This window comes from Caulobacter segnis (assembly GCF_031454995.1).
Classification (GTDB): domain Bacteria; phylum Pseudomonadota; class Alphaproteobacteria; order Caulobacterales; family Caulobacteraceae; genus Caulobacter; species Caulobacter segnis_E.
This window is the reverse complement of record NZ_JAVDRV010000001.1, coordinates 383,747-399,338: the sequence shown is the minus strand read 5'-3', so window position 1 is coordinate 399,338 and position 15,592 is coordinate 383,747. Positions and strand designations below refer to the sequence as shown.

The following is a 15,592-nucleotide window of genomic DNA, read 5'->3' as shown; positions in this document are numbered from 1 at the left end:
CGGACGTCTCGGGAGAGGGGGCCTAACGGGCCCCCTCGCTGACCAGGAACGCCTTCAGCGCCGCGCGGTCCACGTCCTTGGCCACGAACGCGTCGCCGATGCCGCGCACGAGCACGAAGGTCAGCTTGCCGCCCTCGGCCTTCTTGTCCTGACCGCAGTGGGCGACCAGGGCGTCGGCGTCGAAGGGCTCGGGGCGGACGTCCGCGAGCTTCGTCGGCAGGCCGGCGGCCTTGATGGCGGCTTCGGCGCGGGCGGCGTCCTGGCCGGAGCACAGGCCCTGGCTCGCCGAGAACCGGAAGGCCTGGGCCATGCCGACGCCGACGGCCTCGCCGTGCTTGAGCGCGTCGCCAAAGCCCATCTCGGCCTCGATCGCGTGGCCGAAGGTGTGGCCAAGGTTCAGCAGGGCGCGGCGGCCGGCTTCCTTCTCGTCCTCGGCGACGATCTCGGCCTTCATTTCCACCGAACGGCCGACGGCGCGGACCAGGGCGTCGACGTCGCGGTCCAGCACCTTGGCGACGTTGGTCTCCAGCCATTCGAAGAAGGCGAAGTCGCCCAGCAGGCCGTACTTGACGATCTCGGCGTAACCACACGACAGCTCGCGGGCGGGCAGGGTGGCCAGGACGTCGAGATCGGCCAGGACGAGGCGCGGCTGGTGGAAGGCGCCGATCAGGTTCTTGCCGCGCGGGGTGTCGATGGCGGTCTTGCCGCCGACCGAGCTGTCGACCTGGGCCAGCAGGGTGGTCGGGACCTGCACGAAGTCGATGCCGCGTTTGTAGATCGCCGCCGCGAAGCCGGCCAGGTCGCCCACGACGCCGCCGCCGAAGGCCACGATCTGGTCGCCGCGCTCCAGGTTCAGGGCCAGCAGGTGATCGGACAGATCGGCCAGGCCGTCGAAGCTCTTGCTCTCCTCGCCCGGCGGGATGGTGATGACGTCGACCGCGACGCCGGCCTTTTCCAGGGACGCCGCCAGGCGCTCGCCGTGGTGCTCGCCGACGATCGTGTCGGTGACGATGGCGACGCGCTTGCGCTTGCCGAGAACAGGAGCGATCCGCTCGCCCGCGCGATCGATCAGGCCGGGGCCGATGACGACGTCATAGGCGCGCTCGCCCAGGCCCACGGGGACGGTGCGGATCATGGGTTGGAAACTCCTCGCGCCAGGTGTTGGCGCAGTCCGGTCAGGATGGCGTCGACGGCGACGCCGTGCGGCGTGTCGCCGGTCTGGACGTGCACTTGCGCCTCGGCGTAGGCGGGGTCGCGGACGCGGGCCAGCTCGGTCAGCACCGCCACCGGGTCCTTGCCCCTCAGCAGCGGCCGGGTGTCCTTGCGCGAGACGCGACGCGCCAAGAGCTCGACATCGGCTTTCAGCCAGACCGACAGGGCCTTTTCGTTGATCAGGGCGCGGGTCTCGGCGTTGACGAAGGCGCCGCCGCCGGTGGCCAGCACGTGCGGCGGCTCTTCCAGCAGGCGGGCGATCACCCGGCGCTCGCCGTCGCGGAAGGCGGCCTCGCCCAGGTCGGCGAAGATCTCCGAGATCGAGCGGCCGGCGGCGGCCTCGACCTCGTTGTCGGCGTCGCGGAAGGGCAGGTTCAGGGCCGTGGCCAGTCGGCGTCCCACGCTGGACTTGCCCACGCCCATCAGCCCGACCAGCACGATGGTCTTGCGGCGCAGCGGCGCCAGGTCTTCGGACCCCTGGCGCGCCGACGCCCTTTCTTCGGGGGGAAGCGCCTTGTCTTCGGGAGGATGAGCGGACTCGGTCATGATGCGGTCGCGGGTTTACACGAGGCTTAGCCAAAGCCCAAGTTTGCGAGACCCTCGTCATGCGTCATAACCGTTCCATGATCTCGCCCCCGCGTTCCTCGCGCCTGCTGCTGCTGTCCAGCGCGCTCGTTCTGTCGCTTTCTGGAGCCGCGCGCGCCCAGGAAGACGTCACGGTCAAGACCCTGGCCGCGCCGGACTACTTCTCCGGCGCCGTCGCCGACACCGGAATTCCGAGCGACCTCTGGAAAGACACCGCCCCGGGGATCATGCGCGACGTGCTGCCCAAGCTGGCGGGACCCAAGCCCTTGTCGCCGGCCTTCGCCAGTCTGGCGCGGCGAGTGCTATCGACCGGCGCGAACGGCCCGGCCGGCGTCGGCGACGACGTCGAGATGGGGGCGGCGCGGGGTCTTGCCTTGATCGCCCTGGGCGACGCCAAGGGCGCGGACGCCATCCTCGATCGCGCCACCGGCGGCGCGGGCAGCGCGGCGCTGTCGATGGCCCAGGCCGAGGCGGCCCTGATCACGGGCAACGACGACAAGGCTTGCCAGGCCGAGCAGGCCCTGACCGTCGATCGCGGCGCGGCCTACTGGCTGCGCCTGCGCGCCTTCTGCCAGCTGAAGGCCGGCCAGACCGACGCGGCCCAGCTGACCTTCCAGCTGGCTCAGCCGCAGACGCCAAAGCCGGTCGGGGCGGACGCCGACTACGCCCGGCTCATGGGCGCGGCCCTCGCCGGAACCCCGCCCGGCGCCGCCAACCTGAAGACCGGACTCAACTACGCCCTGTCGCGCCGTCTGAACCTGGACGTCCAGTCCGCCGCCGCCCTGGCCACCGCTTCGCCGGCGTTGAAGCGGGTGGTCGCGCCGCCGCCGGCCGAGATCGCCGACATCGGCCACGACCTGACCGCGGCCGAGGCCTCGGACCTGGCCTTCCTGCGCCAGGCCAAGACCCTGCCGGCCTTCATCGAGGCCGCGCGCGCCTCGGCCCCCTCGATCGCGGCCCTGGCCAAGGCCGGCGGTCCGCTGCAGGACCCGGTGCTGCTGGCCCGCGCGGCCGTGGCGGCGGGCGACGTCGAGAGCGCCCAGGCGATCCGGGGTCGCCTGACCCAGGACGTGATCCCCGGCGCGACCGCGACGGACCTGGCGATCCTCGACGCCCTGATCGGCGCGGCTTCGGGCAAGGTCGATAATCAGGTGCTGAGCAACCTCGTCAGCCGCGGCGCGACCGCCAAGTCCGCGCAAGCCGCCGCCGTCATGCTGTCCAGCCTGGGCGGGACGATGGACGCCGATACGCGGACCCAGTTCGCCGCCTTCGACCTTGGCCGCCCCGCAGCCTCGGCCGCGCGGGTCCAGCTCGTCGAGGACGCCGCCGGCGCCAAGCGCAAGGGCGAGGCGGCGCTGCTGGCCCTGTCGCTGGCGCTGGACGCCGGCGCGCCCGGTCTCGCGCCGGTGGATCGCGCCCGCGTCGCCCACGCCCTGAACCGCGCCGGTCTGCCCGTCGACGCGCGGGCGGTGGTGGTCGAGGGGCTGCTGGGCCTGGCCTACGCCAAATGAGCGCGGCCGCGTCCGGCTGGGTCGACGCGTTCCTCGAGATGATGGCGGTCGAGCGTGCCGCCGCCCGCAACACCCTGACGGCCTATGGCAAGGACCTGGAGGACGCCCGGGGCTTTCTCGGGCGGACCCGGCGCGACCTCGACGACGCCGACGCCGAAGCCATCGAGGCCTATTTCCAGGACCTGGGCGCGCGCGGCCTGTCGCCCGCCACCGCCGCGCGCCGTCGTTCCGCCGTGCGGCAGTTCTACCGCTTCGCCCTGGGCGAGGGCTGGCGGACCGACGATCCCTCCCGCCGCGTCGCCGCCCCCAAGGCCGGCCGGCCCCTGCCCAAGGTGCTGGAGCGCGACGAGATCGAGCGCCTCCTGGCCGCCGCCTCGGCCAAGGACAGCGCCCAGGGCCTGCGTCTGGCCTGCGTCATCGAGCTGATCTACGCCTCGGGCCTGCGGATCTCGGAGCTTCTGGCCCTGCCGCTGGCGGCTCTGGCGCGGGATCCGGCCTATCTGATCGTCAAGGGCAAGGGCGGCAAGGAGCGGCTGGCCCCGCTGAACGACGCGGCCCGCGCGGCGGTGAAGGCCTATCTGGTCGCCCGTCCGGCCTTCCTGCCGAAGGGCCAGAAGGACAGCCCCTGGCTCTTTCCCTCGCGCGGCGGCTCGGGCCGGCTGACGGCGCGGCGGGTGGGACAGCTCTTGGACGACGCGGCCATCGCCGCCGGCATCGACCGCGACAAGGTCAGCCCCCACGTCCTGCGCCACGCCTTCGCCACGCACCTGCTGGAGGGCGGCGCCGACCTGCGGGTGATCCAGACCCTGCTGGGCCACGCCGACATCGCCACCACCCAGATCTACACCCACGTCGCGGGCGAACACCTGGCGCATGTGGTTCAGACCAAGCATCCGCTGGGGCGCAAGAAGACGCCGCATTGACGCGCGGCGGGCCCACCGCTTAGGAAAGCCCACACCAAATCTACGGGTTTGCCTTCATTGGCCGCCCTATCCCGAAAGGCCCGCCATGTCGGACGAAACCCGCGACTCCAATGGAACCGTCCTGGCCGACGGCGACACCGTCACCCTGATCAAGGACCTTAAGGTCAAGGGCTCGGGCGGCGTGACGCTCAAGCGCGGCACGGTGGTCAAGAAGATCCGCCTGACCGGCGACCCCGACGAGATCGAAGCCAATGTCGACAAGGTCCGGGGCCTGGTCCTGCGGACGGAGTTCGTCAAGAAGGCCTGAGGGGCGGCGGGAGAGCGCCCCCTCCGTCACGGCGCTTCGCGCCGCGCCACCTCCCCCGCGATGCGGGTGAGGAGGTTCAGTTTCATCCTCCCCCGTGCAAACGGGGGAGGTGGCCCGAAGGGCCGGAGGGCGCGCTTTCCGCTTACCCCGCCTCGTACGCCGCCTTCAGCTCGGCGACGTCGATCTTCTTCATGCCCATCATGGCCTGGAACACTCGTCCGGCGGCGTCGCGGTCGGGGCCCGAGGTCATCTCGATCAGCTGGCGCGGCGTGACCTGCCAGGACAGGCCAAAGCGGTCCTTCAGCCAGCCGCACTGCGACTCCGTCCCGCCATCCGCGGTGAGGGCGTTCCAGTAGTGGTCGACCTCGGCCTGGCCGTCGCAGTCGATGACGAACGAGAACGCCTCGTCCAGCTTGAACATCGGGCCAGCGTTCAGGGCGAGGATCTTCTGACCGTCCAGCTCGAACGCCACCGTCATGACCTTGCCCCGCTCGCCGGACGCATCGCTCGGATAGTGGGTGACGTCGGTGATCCGGGAATTGGGGAACAGCGAGACGTAGAGCTTGGCGGCGTCCTCGGCCTGGGTGTCGAACCACAGGAAGGGGGTGATCTTGGGCATGACGTCCTCCGTTGCCGAACCCTAGAACGATCTGGTTACGATGGTTCCGACAGGGGCCGAGGAATTAAGAGCCGCGCTGATTGACGCCCGCGCCGGGATGATTGCCTGATCCTCCAGATCGGCGAGCGGGCGTCTAGGCCTCGCGCGCGCGGACCCCATCTGCGAAGCGCCGGCGACAGCCGCCAGACCAAGGAGCATCCCATGAAGACGCGTAAGCTCGGCGACGGCCTCGAGGTCTCGGCCATCGGCCTTGGCTGCATGGGAATGGGCCAGGTGTACGGCACGGCGCTGGAGACGGCCGACGCCCACAAGCTGCTGGCCCGCGCGGTGGAGCTGGGCGTGACCTTCTTCGACACCGCCGAGGTCTATGGCCCCTACACCAACGAGGTGCTGGTCGGCGAAGGCCTCAAGCCCTTCCGCGACAAGGTCGTGATCGCCACCAAGTTCGGCTTCGACATCGCGCCGGAGGGGACGGGCGAGGGCTTCTCGCGCATGCGCGGCACCGACAGCCGCCCCGAGCATATCCGCGCCGTGGCCGAGGCCTCGCTGAAGCGCCTGGGCGTCGAGGTGATCGACCTGTTCTACCAGCATCGCGTCGACCCGAACGTGCCGATCGAGGATGTCGCCGGGACGGTCAAGGACCTGATCGCCGAGGGCAAGGTCAAGCATTTCGGCCTGTCCGAGGCCAGCGCGGCGACCATCCGCAAGGCCCACGCCGTCCAGCCCGTCGCCGCCCTGCAGAGCGAGTATTCGCTGTGGTTCCGCGAGCTGGAGGCCGAGGTCCTGCCGACCCTGCGCGAACTGGGCATTGGCCTGGTGCCCTACAGCCCCCTGGGGCGCGGCTTCCTGACCGGCGCGATGAAGACCGATCTGGCCGACAACGACTTCCGCCGCAACCTGCCGCGCTTCCAAGGCGAGGCCCTGGCCAAGAACCTGTCGCTGGTCGAGGCGCTGACGGAGATCGCGGCCAAGAAGGGCGCGACCCCGGCCCAACTGGCGCTCGCCTGGATCCTGCATCAGGGCGAGTCCATCGCCCCGATCCCGGGCACGACCAAGGCCGCGCGGCTGGAGGAGAACCTCGGGGCGGTCGACTTGTCTCTGTCCGCCGACGATCTGGCCCGCATCGCCGCGGCCGTGCCGGAGACGGCGGTCGAAGGCGAGCGCTATACCAAGGCGGGTCTGGCGATGGTGGGACGCTAGCGGCCGGGAACACCTGCGGAGCTTGGGCATTGATGGCCCATGCTCTCGCTCATCCTCGACCTCTGCAACATCCTCGGCGGCTTCCTGCTGGCGATTGGTCTGTTGGTGCTGGCCCCGCGCATCGGCGACGATTTCGAACGCTTCGCGGCGCGGCTGGCGCGGTTCCGCTGGATCGTCGGGATCGCCGCCCTGGTCTGCGGCGGCTATTTCCTGATCGTCCATCTGACCAGCGGCCCGCATGTCTTCCACTTCGAGGTCGTCGGGATCGCGGTCGGCGTGCTGCTTCTCTGGGAGCGGCTGCGCGTGGGCCGCGCCCTGCCCGACAGCGCCGCGCGAGGTCCGGGTCTTCTGCTGGCCGTGTTCGGCGTCATCGCCATGATCGTCGGCGTGCAGGGCCTGTTCACGCCTGGCTGACGCCCGCGCTTGATCGCCGCCGCAACCTGAGCCCACACTCCGCCCATGGCCGACAATCCGCTTCGCACGCTCGACTCCTTCGAACTTCTGAAGCTGGGCAAGGCGTCGGTGACGGTCGGCGGGCTGGCGGCGGGCGTGCTGATCGTCGGGGCGGCGCTGGTCGCCGCGCGGCTGACCTCGGCGGGCCTGCGACGGCTGCGCGAGCGGGCGGCCGGCGACGCGGCCTCGCTCTATGTCGTCGAGAAGGTGGCGACCTACGGCCTGGTGATCATCGGCGTGGTGGTCGGCCTGTCGACCATGGGCGTCGACCTGACCTCGCTGACCGTGTTCGCCGGCGCCGTGGGCGTCGGGGTCGGTCTTGGCCTGCAAGGCGTGATCAAGGACTTCGCCTCGGGCGTCAGCCTGGTGTTCGAACGCCTGGTGGCGGTGGGCGACTTCGTGGAGCTGCCCAATGGCGGGCGCGGCGTGGTCCACGCGATCGGCGCGCGCGCCACCCGCATCCGCACCAATGACAGCACCGACATCATCGTGCCCAACTCGGTGCTGGTGAACGATCAGGTGATCAACTGGACCCTGCGCGGCACCAACCGCCGCATCCGGGTGCCGTTCGTCACGGCCTTTGGCGTCGACAAGGAAAAGGTCCGCGAGGCGGTGCTGAAGGCCGCCAAGTCCGCGCCGTTCACCTCGCCCGACGACGCCACGCGCCGGGCTCAGGTCTGGCTGGTGGGCTATGGCGACCACGCGCTGAAATTCGAACTGATCGTCTGGCCGACGGTCGAGGCCGTGCGCCGACCGGCGGCGATCTTCGCGGCCTATACCTGGCTGATCGACGACGCCTTGCGCGGGGCCGGGATCGAGATCCCCTATCCGCAGCGCGATGTGCGCCTGCGCGGCCTGTTCGGCGAGGAGGGCGAGGACGCGCTCACCAGCCTGCGCCTGGAGCCCGCCGCCCGTCGCCGCAAGGCCAAGGCCGCCAAGGCCGGCTCCAGCAACGACGCCGCCGCCGACCTCGAACGCGAGGATCCGGAAGAGGCCCCCAAGCCGCCGCCGGCCGCGAGGAGCTGACTTAGGAAATTCGCGCCCTATAGCCACACGCCTTCCTGGGCCTTGTGCCCAGGACCCATCTTTCAGCTTCGAAGGCGTTTGAAAGTGCGCTTGGCCTTCCGGCGACATAAATTCGGAGGGGTCGCGCACGCCTCAAACATGGGCCCTGGGCACAAGGCCCAGGGAGGCGGGGGTTGGGGGCTGACTATGTTCGCCTAGCGTCAGTCTTGACCTCAATGCCGCGCCGCCGCAATCTTCTCGCAATTGCGAAATGACCGCTCAAGATGGCGGCGACAGAACGGGGAGTGACCGGCATGAAGACGCCGCGCGGCTTTTTCAAACCCTTGGCCATCGGCGCGCCGACGCCCTATCGCGAGCTGCCCGCCCGCGTGGAGCGGATGATCCACTTCGTGCCGCCGCACCTGGACAAGGTGCGCGCCAAGATCCCCGAGATCGCCCCGACCGTCGACGTCATCCTGGCCAATCTGGAGGACGCCATCCCCGCCGACGCCAAGGGCGCCGCCCTGGCGGGCCTGGTGGCCATGTCGCGCGAGGTGGACTTCAAGGCGCTGGGCGTCGGCTTCTGGACACGGATCAATTGCCTGAACTCGCCCTGGCACCTGGATGAGGTCGCCACCATCGTCGAGAAGGCCGGCGACAAGATCGACGTGATCATGGTCCCCAAGGTCGAGGGGCCGTGGGACATCTTCTACATGGACCAGCTCTTGGCCTCGCTGGAGGCCAAGCACGGCGTCACGCGACCGATCCTGCTGCACGCCATCCTGGAGACGGCCGAGGGCGTGATGAACGTCGAGGCGATCGCCGCGGCCAGCCCGCGCATGCAGGGGATCAGCCTGGGCCCGGCCGACCTGGCCGCCAGCCGGGCGATGAAGACCACGCGGGTCGGCGGTGGTCATCCGGGCTATCGGGTGATCGAGGACCCGCACGCCGATGGCTCGCCCCGCGCCTCGGTGCAGCAGGACCTTTGGCACTACACCTTCGCCAAGATGGTCGACGCCTGCGCGGCGCATGGCATCAAGCCGTTCTACGGCCCGTTCGGCGCGATCGACGACCCGGTCGCCTGCGAGCAGCAGTTCCGCAACGCCTTCCTGATGGGTTGCGCCGGCGCCTGGAGCCTACACCCCAGCCAGATCGAGATCGCCAAGAAGGTCTTCAGCCCCGACCCCGCCGAGGTCGCCTTCGCCAAGAAGATCCTCGAGGCCATGCCCGACGGCACCGGCGTGGCGATGATCGACGGCAAGATGCAGGACGACGCGACCTGGAAGCAGGCCAAGGTGATGGTCGATTGCGCCAAGCAGATCGCGGCGAAGGACGCCGAGTACGCGGGGCTGTACGGGTTTTGATTTCCAGATGCTCCCCCGCGATGCGGGGGAGCTGTCGCGGAGCGACTGAGGGGGCGAGCACCGTGGCGGCCGAACTGGCCCCCTCCGGCCCTCTGGGCCACCTCCCCCGCATCGCGGGGGAGGAACTGGTCCCTAATTCCCCCCCACCGTCGTCACCACGCGCGCGCCATTCGTCAGCAGCTGGTGGATCGGGCAGCGGTCGGCGATTTCGAACAGGCGCTCCAGCTGCTCGTCGTTCAGGTCGCCCTCGATGGTGATCACCCGCTCGAAGCGCTCGTGCGGGGTCTGGTCCTTGTCGAAGTGCGAGAAGACCTCGACGTGCATGTGGCTGATCGTCCAGCCCTTGCGGTTGGCGTAGAGGCGCAGGGTCATGCTGGTGCAGGCCGCCAGGCCCGCGGCGACCAGCTCGTGCGGATCGGGGCCAAGGTCGAGACCGCCCTGGGCCACCGCGATGTCGGCGACGATGGTCGAGGGCCCCGCCGTGACGAAGGTCTGCAAGCCGCCATGGCCGCTGTCGGTGGCGGTGGCGAACGGGCGGGTGCGGAGGTCTTCGGTCATGGCGTCTCTGATCCTCAAGTGGGTCGTCGTCTCCCTTACCATCGCGTTCAGGGGCGCGCTTGCACGATCGGGTTCAGGATGAAGTCCGGCTCGTGGTCGGGCCCGAGGGTGATCGAGGCGATCGGGATCACCGGCCGCTCGCTCGCCAGGCCGATCTCGAAGCACGTGAGCAGGCTGGCCAGGATGATCTGCGCCTCGGCCAGGGCGAAGCCGGCGCCGATGCAGACGCGCGGGCCCGCCCCGAACGGCAGAAAGGCCTCGATGCCCCACGGGTGCGGCTGGTCGATGAAGCGTTCGGGCCGGAAGGCGGTCGGTTCGTCCCACAGCTTGCGGTGCCGGTGGATCAGCCAGGGGCTGATGGTGATCATGCAGCCCGGAACGACCGCATGGCCGCCGATCTCGTCGCGCGCCACGGCCGTCCGAGCGATCAGCGGCACGGACGGGTAGATCCTCAGCGTCTCGAACAGCACCGAGCGCATCAGCGGCCAGGCCTTCAGGTCGTCCAGGCAAGAGACCCGCTCGGCCGGGAACGCCTGGATCTCGGCGCGCAGACGATCCTGGGTCACCGGGTCGTACGCCAGAAGCAGGGTGGTCCAGAACAGCAGGCGCGAGGTGGTCTCGAAGCCGGCGGCCAGCATCGAGCTGCACTGGTCGCGGATTTCCTGGTCCGACAGGGCCGCGCCGTCTTCGTCGCGCGCGGCCAGCAGACGGTCGAGCAGGTCGCGAACCTCCGGGTGAGGCGCCGCGCGTCGCGACGCGATCAGGGCGTCCACGGCGTCCAGCCACTGGCGGCCCAGCCGCCGGCGTTCGCCGTCCATGAAGGTCAGGTCGTCCGCGCCCTTGCTGACGAAGTCCATCAGGTTGAAGTGCGCCGGACCCTCCATATAGCGGCGGGCCAGGCTGGCCAGCACCGCGCCCTCGGCGTCGGCCCGACGGGAGAAGAGGGCGCGCAGCACCGCGTCCAGCGTGGCCTGATGGAAGGCTTCGGCCAGATTGGCGCGGGCGCGGCCGGTCAACGTCGCCACCAGACCGGCGCCGGCGTCCTGGAAGTGAGGCAGAAGGCCGCCGATGGCGGCGGGGGTGAAGACGGGCGCGAGGCTCTTGCGCTGGCGCTTCCAGGTCGCGCCTTCGGCCAGCAGCAGGCCCTGGCCGACCAGCGGCCGCAGCGAGCGGTTGGCCTTGATGGGCCGGACGTAGTTCGGCGAGGTCAGCACCTGGCGGGCGCTGGCGGGGTCGCTGACCACCAAGCCAGGCTGGCCGAAGAAGCTGTAAGGCGTGAAGAGGGCGTTGAAATCCTCTTCGCAATAGGCCCCGACCAGGCTGCGGCCCATCTCGCGGGCGATCCGCAACTCGCCAAGCAGCGAGCCGCCCAGCGGCCTTGCGTGAACTTTCGGAGCGGGAGGGATCAGCGGCCCGGAAGAAGCCTGGGCGTCGCGGATTTGGGCGTCGCGGACTGATACGTCCATGGAGCGGCCTTCCGGAGAGCGGGGCGCTAAAGAGGCCCCATCCGGAAAAATAGCCTAGCGCCGCTCACGTCGCGGCGCAATAATTCATCGCGCGGTGAATTAGGCCGCCGCCGCCTGGGCCGATACGTCGAAGGCGCGCTGCGATCCGCGCCACACTTCCACGAAGTCGCAGCGGCGGTGCATGTCCAGCAGCTCGAACGCGCGGGCGCGGGCGGCGCGGTCGTCCGCGCAGGGCGTGACGTCGAAACGGGGGACCGAGCCGTCGGACTCGACACAGAAGAAGGTGAACACCTGCATGGGAACTGTGCGCTCTCATCAGGCGGGACCGCGCATATTCGATGGCGGGGGCCGCGGTGGGCGCGGAGCCGGCTTCGCGCCCCGCTACAAAACAACATAGGACTCTATGTCGCGATTCACCAGATCAAGAGAGTCCTGAATCGAGACTCACCTGTTGATCGATGCTGTGGATAAAACCCGGCGGATTCGGGGCGGTTCCCCGACGGAATCTCGCCTCTTTCCCTCGGAGGATTCCGCCACTAGGTTCGCACCCTTTCATTCACGGCGACGTTTGAGAGTCCATGGCCGCCCATTATCTCGATTTCGAGCGCCCGATCGCTGACCTGGAAAGCAAGATCGAAGAGCTGTCCAAGCTCTCCGAGACCGCCGGCCCGGGCGCGTTCGACCTCGAAATCCAGGCCCTGCGTGATCGGGCCCAGGAGCTCCGCAAGGAGGCCTACGCCAACCTCGACGCCTGGCAGAAGACCATGGTCGCGCGGCACCCGCAGCGGCCCCACCTGCGCGATTATGTCGCGGGCCTGATCGACGAGTTCGTGGAGCTGCGCGGCGACCGCAAGTTCGCGGACGACCAGGCCATCGTCGGCGGCCTCGGCCGCTTCCGCGGCCAGCCGGTCGTGGTCATGGGCCACGAGAAGGGTCACGACACCACCACCCGCCTGAAGCACAACTTCGGCATGGCCCGTCCCGAGGGTTATCGTAAGGCCGTCCGCCTGATGGACATGGCCGAGCGTTTCAACCTGCCGGTCATCACCTTCGTCGACACCGCCGGCGCCTATCCGGGCCTGGGCGCCGAGGAGCGCGGCCAGGCCGAGGCCATCGCCCGCTCGACCGAGCGCTGCCTGACCCTGGGTGTTCCGATGGTCGCCACGATCGTGGGCGAGGGCGGTTCGGGCGGCGCGATCGCGCTGGCCGGCGCCAACCGCGTGCTGATCCTGGAACACTCGATCTATTCGGTGATCTCGCCCGAAGGCGCGGCCTCGATCCTGTGGCGCGACGGCGCCCGGGCCAAGGACGCGGCGACCCAGATGCGCATCACCGCCCAGGACCTGATCAAGCTGGGCATCGTCGACCGCATCGTCGACGAGCCGGCCGGCGGCGCCCACTCGAACCAGGACGTGGCGATCCAGGCGGTCGGCGACGCGGTCGAGGAAGAGCTGAAGGCCATGGCGCGCATGAGCGCCGAGCAGCTTCGCAAGCAGCGCTCCGACCGCTTCTACGCGATCGGCCGCGCGGGCCTGCAGTAAGCAATCTCATCAGGTCGGGGGACCAACCGGAGCTTCGCATGCGTTTCGCCCCCGCCCTGCTGTGCCTTTCGATCCTGGCCGCGCCCGTCGCGAGCCAGGCCGCCGAGCCCAAGTACAGCGCCGCCTACGACCGTTGCCTGGCCTCGCCCGAGGGCGAGAGCACCATCGGCATGATCCAGTGCGCGGCCGCGGAGCTGAAGCTGCAGGACGCGCGCCTGAACCGCGCCTACCAGGACGCGATGAAGCGAGTGGACCTGCCTCGTCAGAAGGCGGCGCTCAAGAAGGCCCAGCGGGCCTGGATCGCCTATCGCGACGCCGACTGCGCCAGTGTCTACGATCCCGACTGGGGCAGCCTGGCCCGCATCGAGGCCAATGCCTGCATGCTGGACCACACCGCCCGCCGCGCCGACGCGCTGGAGATGTATCGGCGGCTTCGTTAGATGCTCCCCCGTGATGCGGGGGACGATCTTGTTCTTGCCTGACCTAAGGGCCGCCTCGGCATAGTCCCTCGAAACCAGAGGGAGCCCGCGCGCCATGGCCATCAAGACCCGTTTCACCGAGCTGTTCGGCGTCGAGCACCCGATCGCCCAGGGCGGCATGCAGTGGGTCGGCAAGGCCGAGTTGGTGGGCGCGGTGGCCAACGCCGGGGCGCTGGGCTTCCTGACCGCCCTGACCCAGCCGACGCCGGAGGCGCTGGCGAAAGAGATCGCCCGCACCCGCGAGATGACCGACAAGCCGTTCGGGGTGAACCTGACCATCCTGCCGGCCATGACCCCGCCGCCCTACGCCGAGTACCGCGCGGCGATCATCGAGAGCGGGATCAAGATCGTCGAGACGGCCGGCTACAAGCCCCAGGAGCACGTCGACCACTTCAAGGCCCACGGCGTGAAGGTGATCCACAAGTGCACCGCCGTCCGCCATGCGCTCAGCGCCGAGCGGATGGGCGTCGACGCCATCTCGATCGACGGTTTCGAGTGCGCCGGCCACCCGGGCGAGGACGACATCCCGGGCCTGATCCTGATCCCGATCGCCGCCGACAAGGTGAAGATCCCGATGATCGCCTCGGGCGGCTTCGGCGACGCGCGCGGCCTGGTCGCGGCCCTGGCCCTCGGCGCCGACGGGGTCAACATGGGCACCCGCTTCTGCGCCACGGTCGAGGCGCCGATCCACGAGAACTTCAAGCGGGCCATGGTCGCCAATGACGAGCGCGCCACGGACCTGATCTTCCGCACTCTGCACAACACCGCCCGCGTGGCCCGCAACGCCATCAGCCAGCGGGTGGTCGCCATCGAGCGGGCCGGCGGGGCCAAGTTCGAGGACGTCGCGGATCTCGTGAAGGGCGCGCGGGGCCGGGAAGGGCTGGAGAGCGGCGACGTCGACCATGGGGTCTGGACCGCCGGCATGGTCCAGGGCTTGATCCACGACGTGCCGACCGTGCGCGACCTGGTCGACCGTATCGTCTCCGAGGCCGAGACCCTGATCCGGCGGCGGCTGGCGGGGATGGTGTCCTAGGCCTGGCCTCCGCGCCCGGTCGTCAAGGTCCGCCTAGAGTTCCCGCCGCCGCGTCTACTTGGCTCTATTAACCGAACCAAGCTGTTACCCGCATTGGGGATGTTCGCGGCGTTATTTCCCTGAGAAACCCGACCCTGTGACAAAATGACCGAGCGAAGGGCTCGACGATCCGGGCGTCAGCCTCTATCGACCATCGACGGCTGAATTTTCGCGCTCCGGGGGCTTGACCATGGCGACCTATACTTTCTCCAAGATCACCGCCGCCGAGGCTCAGCGCTTCAACATCCTGACCTACGACACCCTGGTCTTCACCTCGGGATCGGCGACGAACGTCGAAATCACCTTCAATCCGCAGTCGAACGGTTACGGCTCCTACCAGCTGACGCTGGGCGCGCGTTCGGTGACCTTCCCGCAGGCGGGCGTCAATTTCGGCCTGCCCGCGGCGGCGGCCGCCGACCGCATCAAGTTCGCCGACGGCTCGCATCTGGTTGTCGGCGGCGTCGGGAACGACTTCTACGAACCCACGGCCGTCGCCGCGACCCATGCGATCGCGGCGTTCGGCGGCGCGGGCGACGACATCCTGACCGGCGGCGACGCGAATGACCGCCTGGTCGGCGGCGTGGGCGCCGACGCGCTGGACGGCGCGGGCGGGAACGACACCCTGGATGGCGGCGACGGCGCCGACACCCTGATGGGCGGCGACGGCGACGACACGCTGGACGGCGGCGCGGGAAGCGACACGCTGCAGGGCGGCTCGGGCGCGGACACCCTGTCCGGCGGCTCGGGCGCGGACGTCCTCGACGGCGGTTCGGGCAACGACAGCCTGCTTGGCGGCTCGGGCGGCGACACCCTGATCGGCGGCCGCGGCGATGACACGCTGGACGGCGGCGCGGGCAACGACGTGCTCCAAGGCGGCGTCGGCAAGGACATCCTGCTGGGCGGCGCGGGCGACGAAACCCTGACCGGCGGCTTGGGCGCGGACACCCTGAGCGGTGGTTCGGGCGCCGATGTGTTCGTGTTCGGCGCGTCGGACTCCTTGGCGTCGGCCCCGGATCACGTCCTCGACTTCGACGGCGAGGACGCGCTGGACTTTCAGGGCCTGGCCGCGGCCACGCCGACGAACTACCAGCTGCTGACCGGCGCGACGACGCTCGACAGCGCGCTGGCGGAGGCCAACGCCGCCTTCACCAGCAAGGCGACCCTGGTCTATGTCGGCGTGCAGGTCGGCGAGGACTTCTATGTGTTCGCCGATACGCTGGCGACGCACCAGGTTGGCGCGGTGGTGGTGCTCGAGGGGGTTTCCGGGTTCGATCCCCTGACCGGGATCATCTAGAGC

Annotated in this window: 17 protein-coding genes; 11 read left to right on the top strand and 6 right to left on the bottom strand. The window is 69.8% G+C overall.

Features of this window, described 5'->3' with window-relative positions:
- Positions 1-22: 22 nt before the first annotated feature.
- Both aroB and J2728_RS01935 read right to left on the bottom strand, forming a co-directional pair.
- Positions 23-1,135 (bottom strand): 3-dehydroquinate synthase, encoded by a 1,113-nt coding sequence (gene aroB, locus J2728_RS01940; RefSeq protein WP_309995634.1) that lies wholly within the window; start codon positions 1,133-1,135, stop codon positions 23-25.
- Positions 1,132-1,758, bottom strand: coding sequence for a shikimate kinase (locus tag J2728_RS01935; protein ID WP_309995632.1), 627 nt, complete (start codon positions 1,756-1,758; stop codon positions 1,132-1,134). The genes aroB and J2728_RS01935 overlap by 4 nt, the downstream gene beginning before the upstream one ends.
- A 59-nt stretch (positions 1,759-1,817) precedes the next feature.
- Here J2728_RS01935 and J2728_RS01930 point away from each other — a divergent pair, with 59 nt between their 5' ends.
- The 3 genes from J2728_RS01930 to J2728_RS01920 all read left to right on the top strand — a co-directional run bounded on the left by J2728_RS01930 (position 1,818) and on the right by J2728_RS01920 (position 4,538).
- A complete protein-coding gene (locus J2728_RS01930) occupies positions 1,818-3,308 on the top strand; it encodes a hypothetical protein (RefSeq protein ID WP_309995630.1) in 1,491 nt (496 codons plus the stop codon).
- The gene (locus J2728_RS01925) at positions 3,305-4,231 is read left to right on the top strand and encodes a site-specific tyrosine recombinase XerD (protein ID WP_309995627.1); all 927 of its coding nucleotides are present in this window, start codon (positions 3,305-3,307) and stop codon (positions 4,229-4,231) included. The genes J2728_RS01930 and J2728_RS01925 overlap by 4 nt, the downstream gene beginning before the upstream one ends.
- An 85-nt stretch (positions 4,232-4,316) precedes the next feature.
- A complete protein-coding gene (locus J2728_RS01920) occupies positions 4,317-4,538 on the top strand; it encodes an alkylphosphonate utilization protein (protein WP_099443188.1) in 222 nt (73 codons plus the stop codon).
- A gap of 142 nt (positions 4,539-4,680) precedes the next feature.
- On the opposite strand, the gene J2728_RS01915 is transcribed toward J2728_RS01920, so the two are convergent.
- On the bottom strand, positions 4,681-5,157 hold the full coding sequence (locus J2728_RS01915; protein WP_309995620.1) for a VOC family protein: 477 nt from the start codon (positions 5,155-5,157) through the stop codon (positions 4,681-4,683).
- A 201-nt stretch (positions 5,158-5,358) separates the two neighbouring features.
- Between J2728_RS01915 and J2728_RS01910 the strand changes: the two genes are divergently transcribed.
- The 4 genes from J2728_RS01910 to J2728_RS01895 all read left to right on the top strand — a co-directional run bounded on the left by J2728_RS01910 (position 5,359) and on the right by J2728_RS01895 (position 9,179).
- The gene (locus J2728_RS01910) at positions 5,359-6,357 is read left to right on the top strand and encodes an aldo/keto reductase (protein WP_309995617.1); all 999 of its coding nucleotides are present in this window, start codon (positions 5,359-5,361) and stop codon (positions 6,355-6,357) included.
- Positions 6,358-6,396: 39 nt separating this feature from the next.
- Positions 6,397-6,771, top strand: coding sequence for a hypothetical protein (locus J2728_RS01905; RefSeq protein WP_309995614.1), 375 nt, complete (start codon positions 6,397-6,399; stop codon positions 6,769-6,771).
- Between the two features lie 45 nt (positions 6,772-6,816).
- Positions 6,817-7,836: a mechanosensitive ion channel family protein gene (locus J2728_RS01900; RefSeq protein WP_309995612.1), complete on the top strand. Its 1,020-nt coding sequence runs from the start codon at positions 6,817-6,819 to the stop codon at positions 7,834-7,836.
- Between the two features lie 284 nt (positions 7,837-8,120).
- A complete protein-coding gene (locus J2728_RS01895; protein ID WP_309995609.1) occupies positions 8,121-9,179 on the top strand; it encodes an HpcH/HpaI aldolase/citrate lyase family protein in 1,059 nt (352 codons plus the stop codon).
- Positions 9,180-9,311: 132 nt separating this feature from the next.
- On the opposite strand, the gene J2728_RS01890 is transcribed toward J2728_RS01895, so the two are convergent.
- The 3 genes from J2728_RS01890 to J2728_RS01880 all read right to left on the bottom strand — a co-directional run bounded on the left by J2728_RS01890 (position 9,312) and on the right by J2728_RS01880 (position 11,500).
- Entirely contained in the window at positions 9,312-9,737 is a 426-nt protein-coding gene (locus tag J2728_RS01890) for an OsmC family protein (protein ID WP_013080566.1), read from the bottom strand.
- A 47-nt stretch (positions 9,738-9,784) separates the two neighbouring features.
- Positions 9,785-11,203, bottom strand: coding sequence for a cytochrome P450 (locus J2728_RS01885; RefSeq protein ID WP_309995602.1), 1,419 nt, complete (start codon positions 11,201-11,203; stop codon positions 9,785-9,787).
- A gap of 99 nt (positions 11,204-11,302) precedes the next feature.
- Positions 11,303-11,500 (bottom strand): hypothetical protein, encoded by a 198-nt coding sequence (locus tag J2728_RS01880; protein WP_099445035.1) that lies wholly within the window; start codon positions 11,498-11,500, stop codon positions 11,303-11,305.
- Positions 11,501-11,781: 281 nt separating this feature from the next.
- Between J2728_RS01880 and J2728_RS01875 the strand changes: the two genes are divergently transcribed.
- The 4 genes from J2728_RS01875 (at position 11,782) to J2728_RS01860 (ending at position 15,589) form a co-directional block, all read left to right on the top strand.
- Entirely contained in the window at positions 11,782-12,744 is a 963-nt protein-coding gene (locus tag J2728_RS01875; protein WP_309995598.1) for an acetyl-CoA carboxylase carboxyltransferase subunit alpha, read from the top strand.
- Between the two features lie 38 nt (positions 12,745-12,782).
- Positions 12,783-13,184, top strand: a complete 402-nt coding sequence (locus J2728_RS01870) for a lysozyme inhibitor LprI family protein (RefSeq protein WP_309995595.1) — start codon at positions 12,783-12,785, stop codon at positions 13,182-13,184.
- A 94-nt stretch (positions 13,185-13,278) separates the two neighbouring features.
- The gene (locus J2728_RS01865) at positions 13,279-14,256 is read left to right on the top strand and encodes an NAD(P)H-dependent flavin oxidoreductase (RefSeq protein ID WP_309995594.1); all 978 of its coding nucleotides are present in this window, start codon (positions 13,279-13,281) and stop codon (positions 14,254-14,256) included.
- Between the two features lie 229 nt (positions 14,257-14,485).
- Positions 14,486-15,589 carry a calcium-binding protein gene (locus J2728_RS01860; RefSeq protein WP_309995592.1) on the top strand — a complete coding sequence of 368 codons (1,104 nt, stop codon included), beginning with the start codon at positions 14,486-14,488 and terminating at the stop codon, positions 15,587-15,589.
- Positions 15,590-15,592 lie beyond the last annotated feature (3 nt).

Coding starts and splice junctions, on each gene's coding strand:
- aroB (WP_309995634.1), bottom strand. CDS start 1,135: ATGATCCGCACCGTCCCCGTGGGCCTGGGCGAGCGCGCCTATGACGTC.
- J2728_RS01935 (WP_309995632.1), bottom strand. CDS start 1,758: ATGACCGAGTCCGCTCATCCTCCCGAAGACAAGGCGCTTCCCCCCGAA.
- J2728_RS01930 (WP_309995630.1), top strand. CDS start 1,818: ATGCGTCATAACCGTTCCATGATCTCGCCCCCGCGTTCCTCGCGCCTG.
- J2728_RS01925 (WP_309995627.1), top strand. CDS start 3,305: ATGAGCGCGGCCGCGTCCGGCTGGGTCGACGCGTTCCTCGAGATGATG.
- J2728_RS01920 (WP_099443188.1), top strand. CDS start 4,317: ATGTCGGACGAAACCCGCGACTCCAATGGAACCGTCCTGGCCGACGGC.
- J2728_RS01915 (WP_309995620.1), bottom strand. CDS start 5,157: ATGCCCAAGATCACCCCCTTCCTGTGGTTCGACACCCAGGCCGAGGAC.
- J2728_RS01910 (WP_309995617.1), top strand. CDS start 5,359: ATGAAGACGCGTAAGCTCGGCGACGGCCTCGAGGTCTCGGCCATCGGC.
- J2728_RS01905 (WP_309995614.1), top strand. CDS start 6,397: ATGCTCTCGCTCATCCTCGACCTCTGCAACATCCTCGGCGGCTTCCTG.
- J2728_RS01900 (WP_309995612.1), top strand. CDS start 6,817: ATGGCCGACAATCCGCTTCGCACGCTCGACTCCTTCGAACTTCTGAAG.
- J2728_RS01890 (WP_013080566.1), bottom strand. CDS start 9,737: ATGACCGAAGACCTCCGCACCCGCCCGTTCGCCACCGCCACCGACAGC.
- J2728_RS01885 (WP_309995602.1), bottom strand. CDS start 11,203: ATGGACGTATCAGTCCGCGACGCCCAAATCCGCGACGCCCAGGCTTCT.
- J2728_RS01880 (WP_099445035.1), bottom strand. CDS start 11,500: ATGCAGGTGTTCACCTTCTTCTGTGTCGAGTCCGACGGCTCGGTCCCC.
- J2728_RS01875 (WP_309995598.1), top strand. CDS start 11,782: ATGGCCGCCCATTATCTCGATTTCGAGCGCCCGATCGCTGACCTGGAA.
- J2728_RS01870 (WP_309995595.1), top strand. CDS start 12,783: ATGCGTTTCGCCCCCGCCCTGCTGTGCCTTTCGATCCTGGCCGCGCCC.
- J2728_RS01865 (WP_309995594.1), top strand. CDS start 13,279: ATGGCCATCAAGACCCGTTTCACCGAGCTGTTCGGCGTCGAGCACCCG.
- J2728_RS01860 (WP_309995592.1), top strand. CDS start 14,486: ATGGCGACCTATACTTTCTCCAAGATCACCGCCGCCGAGGCTCAGCGC.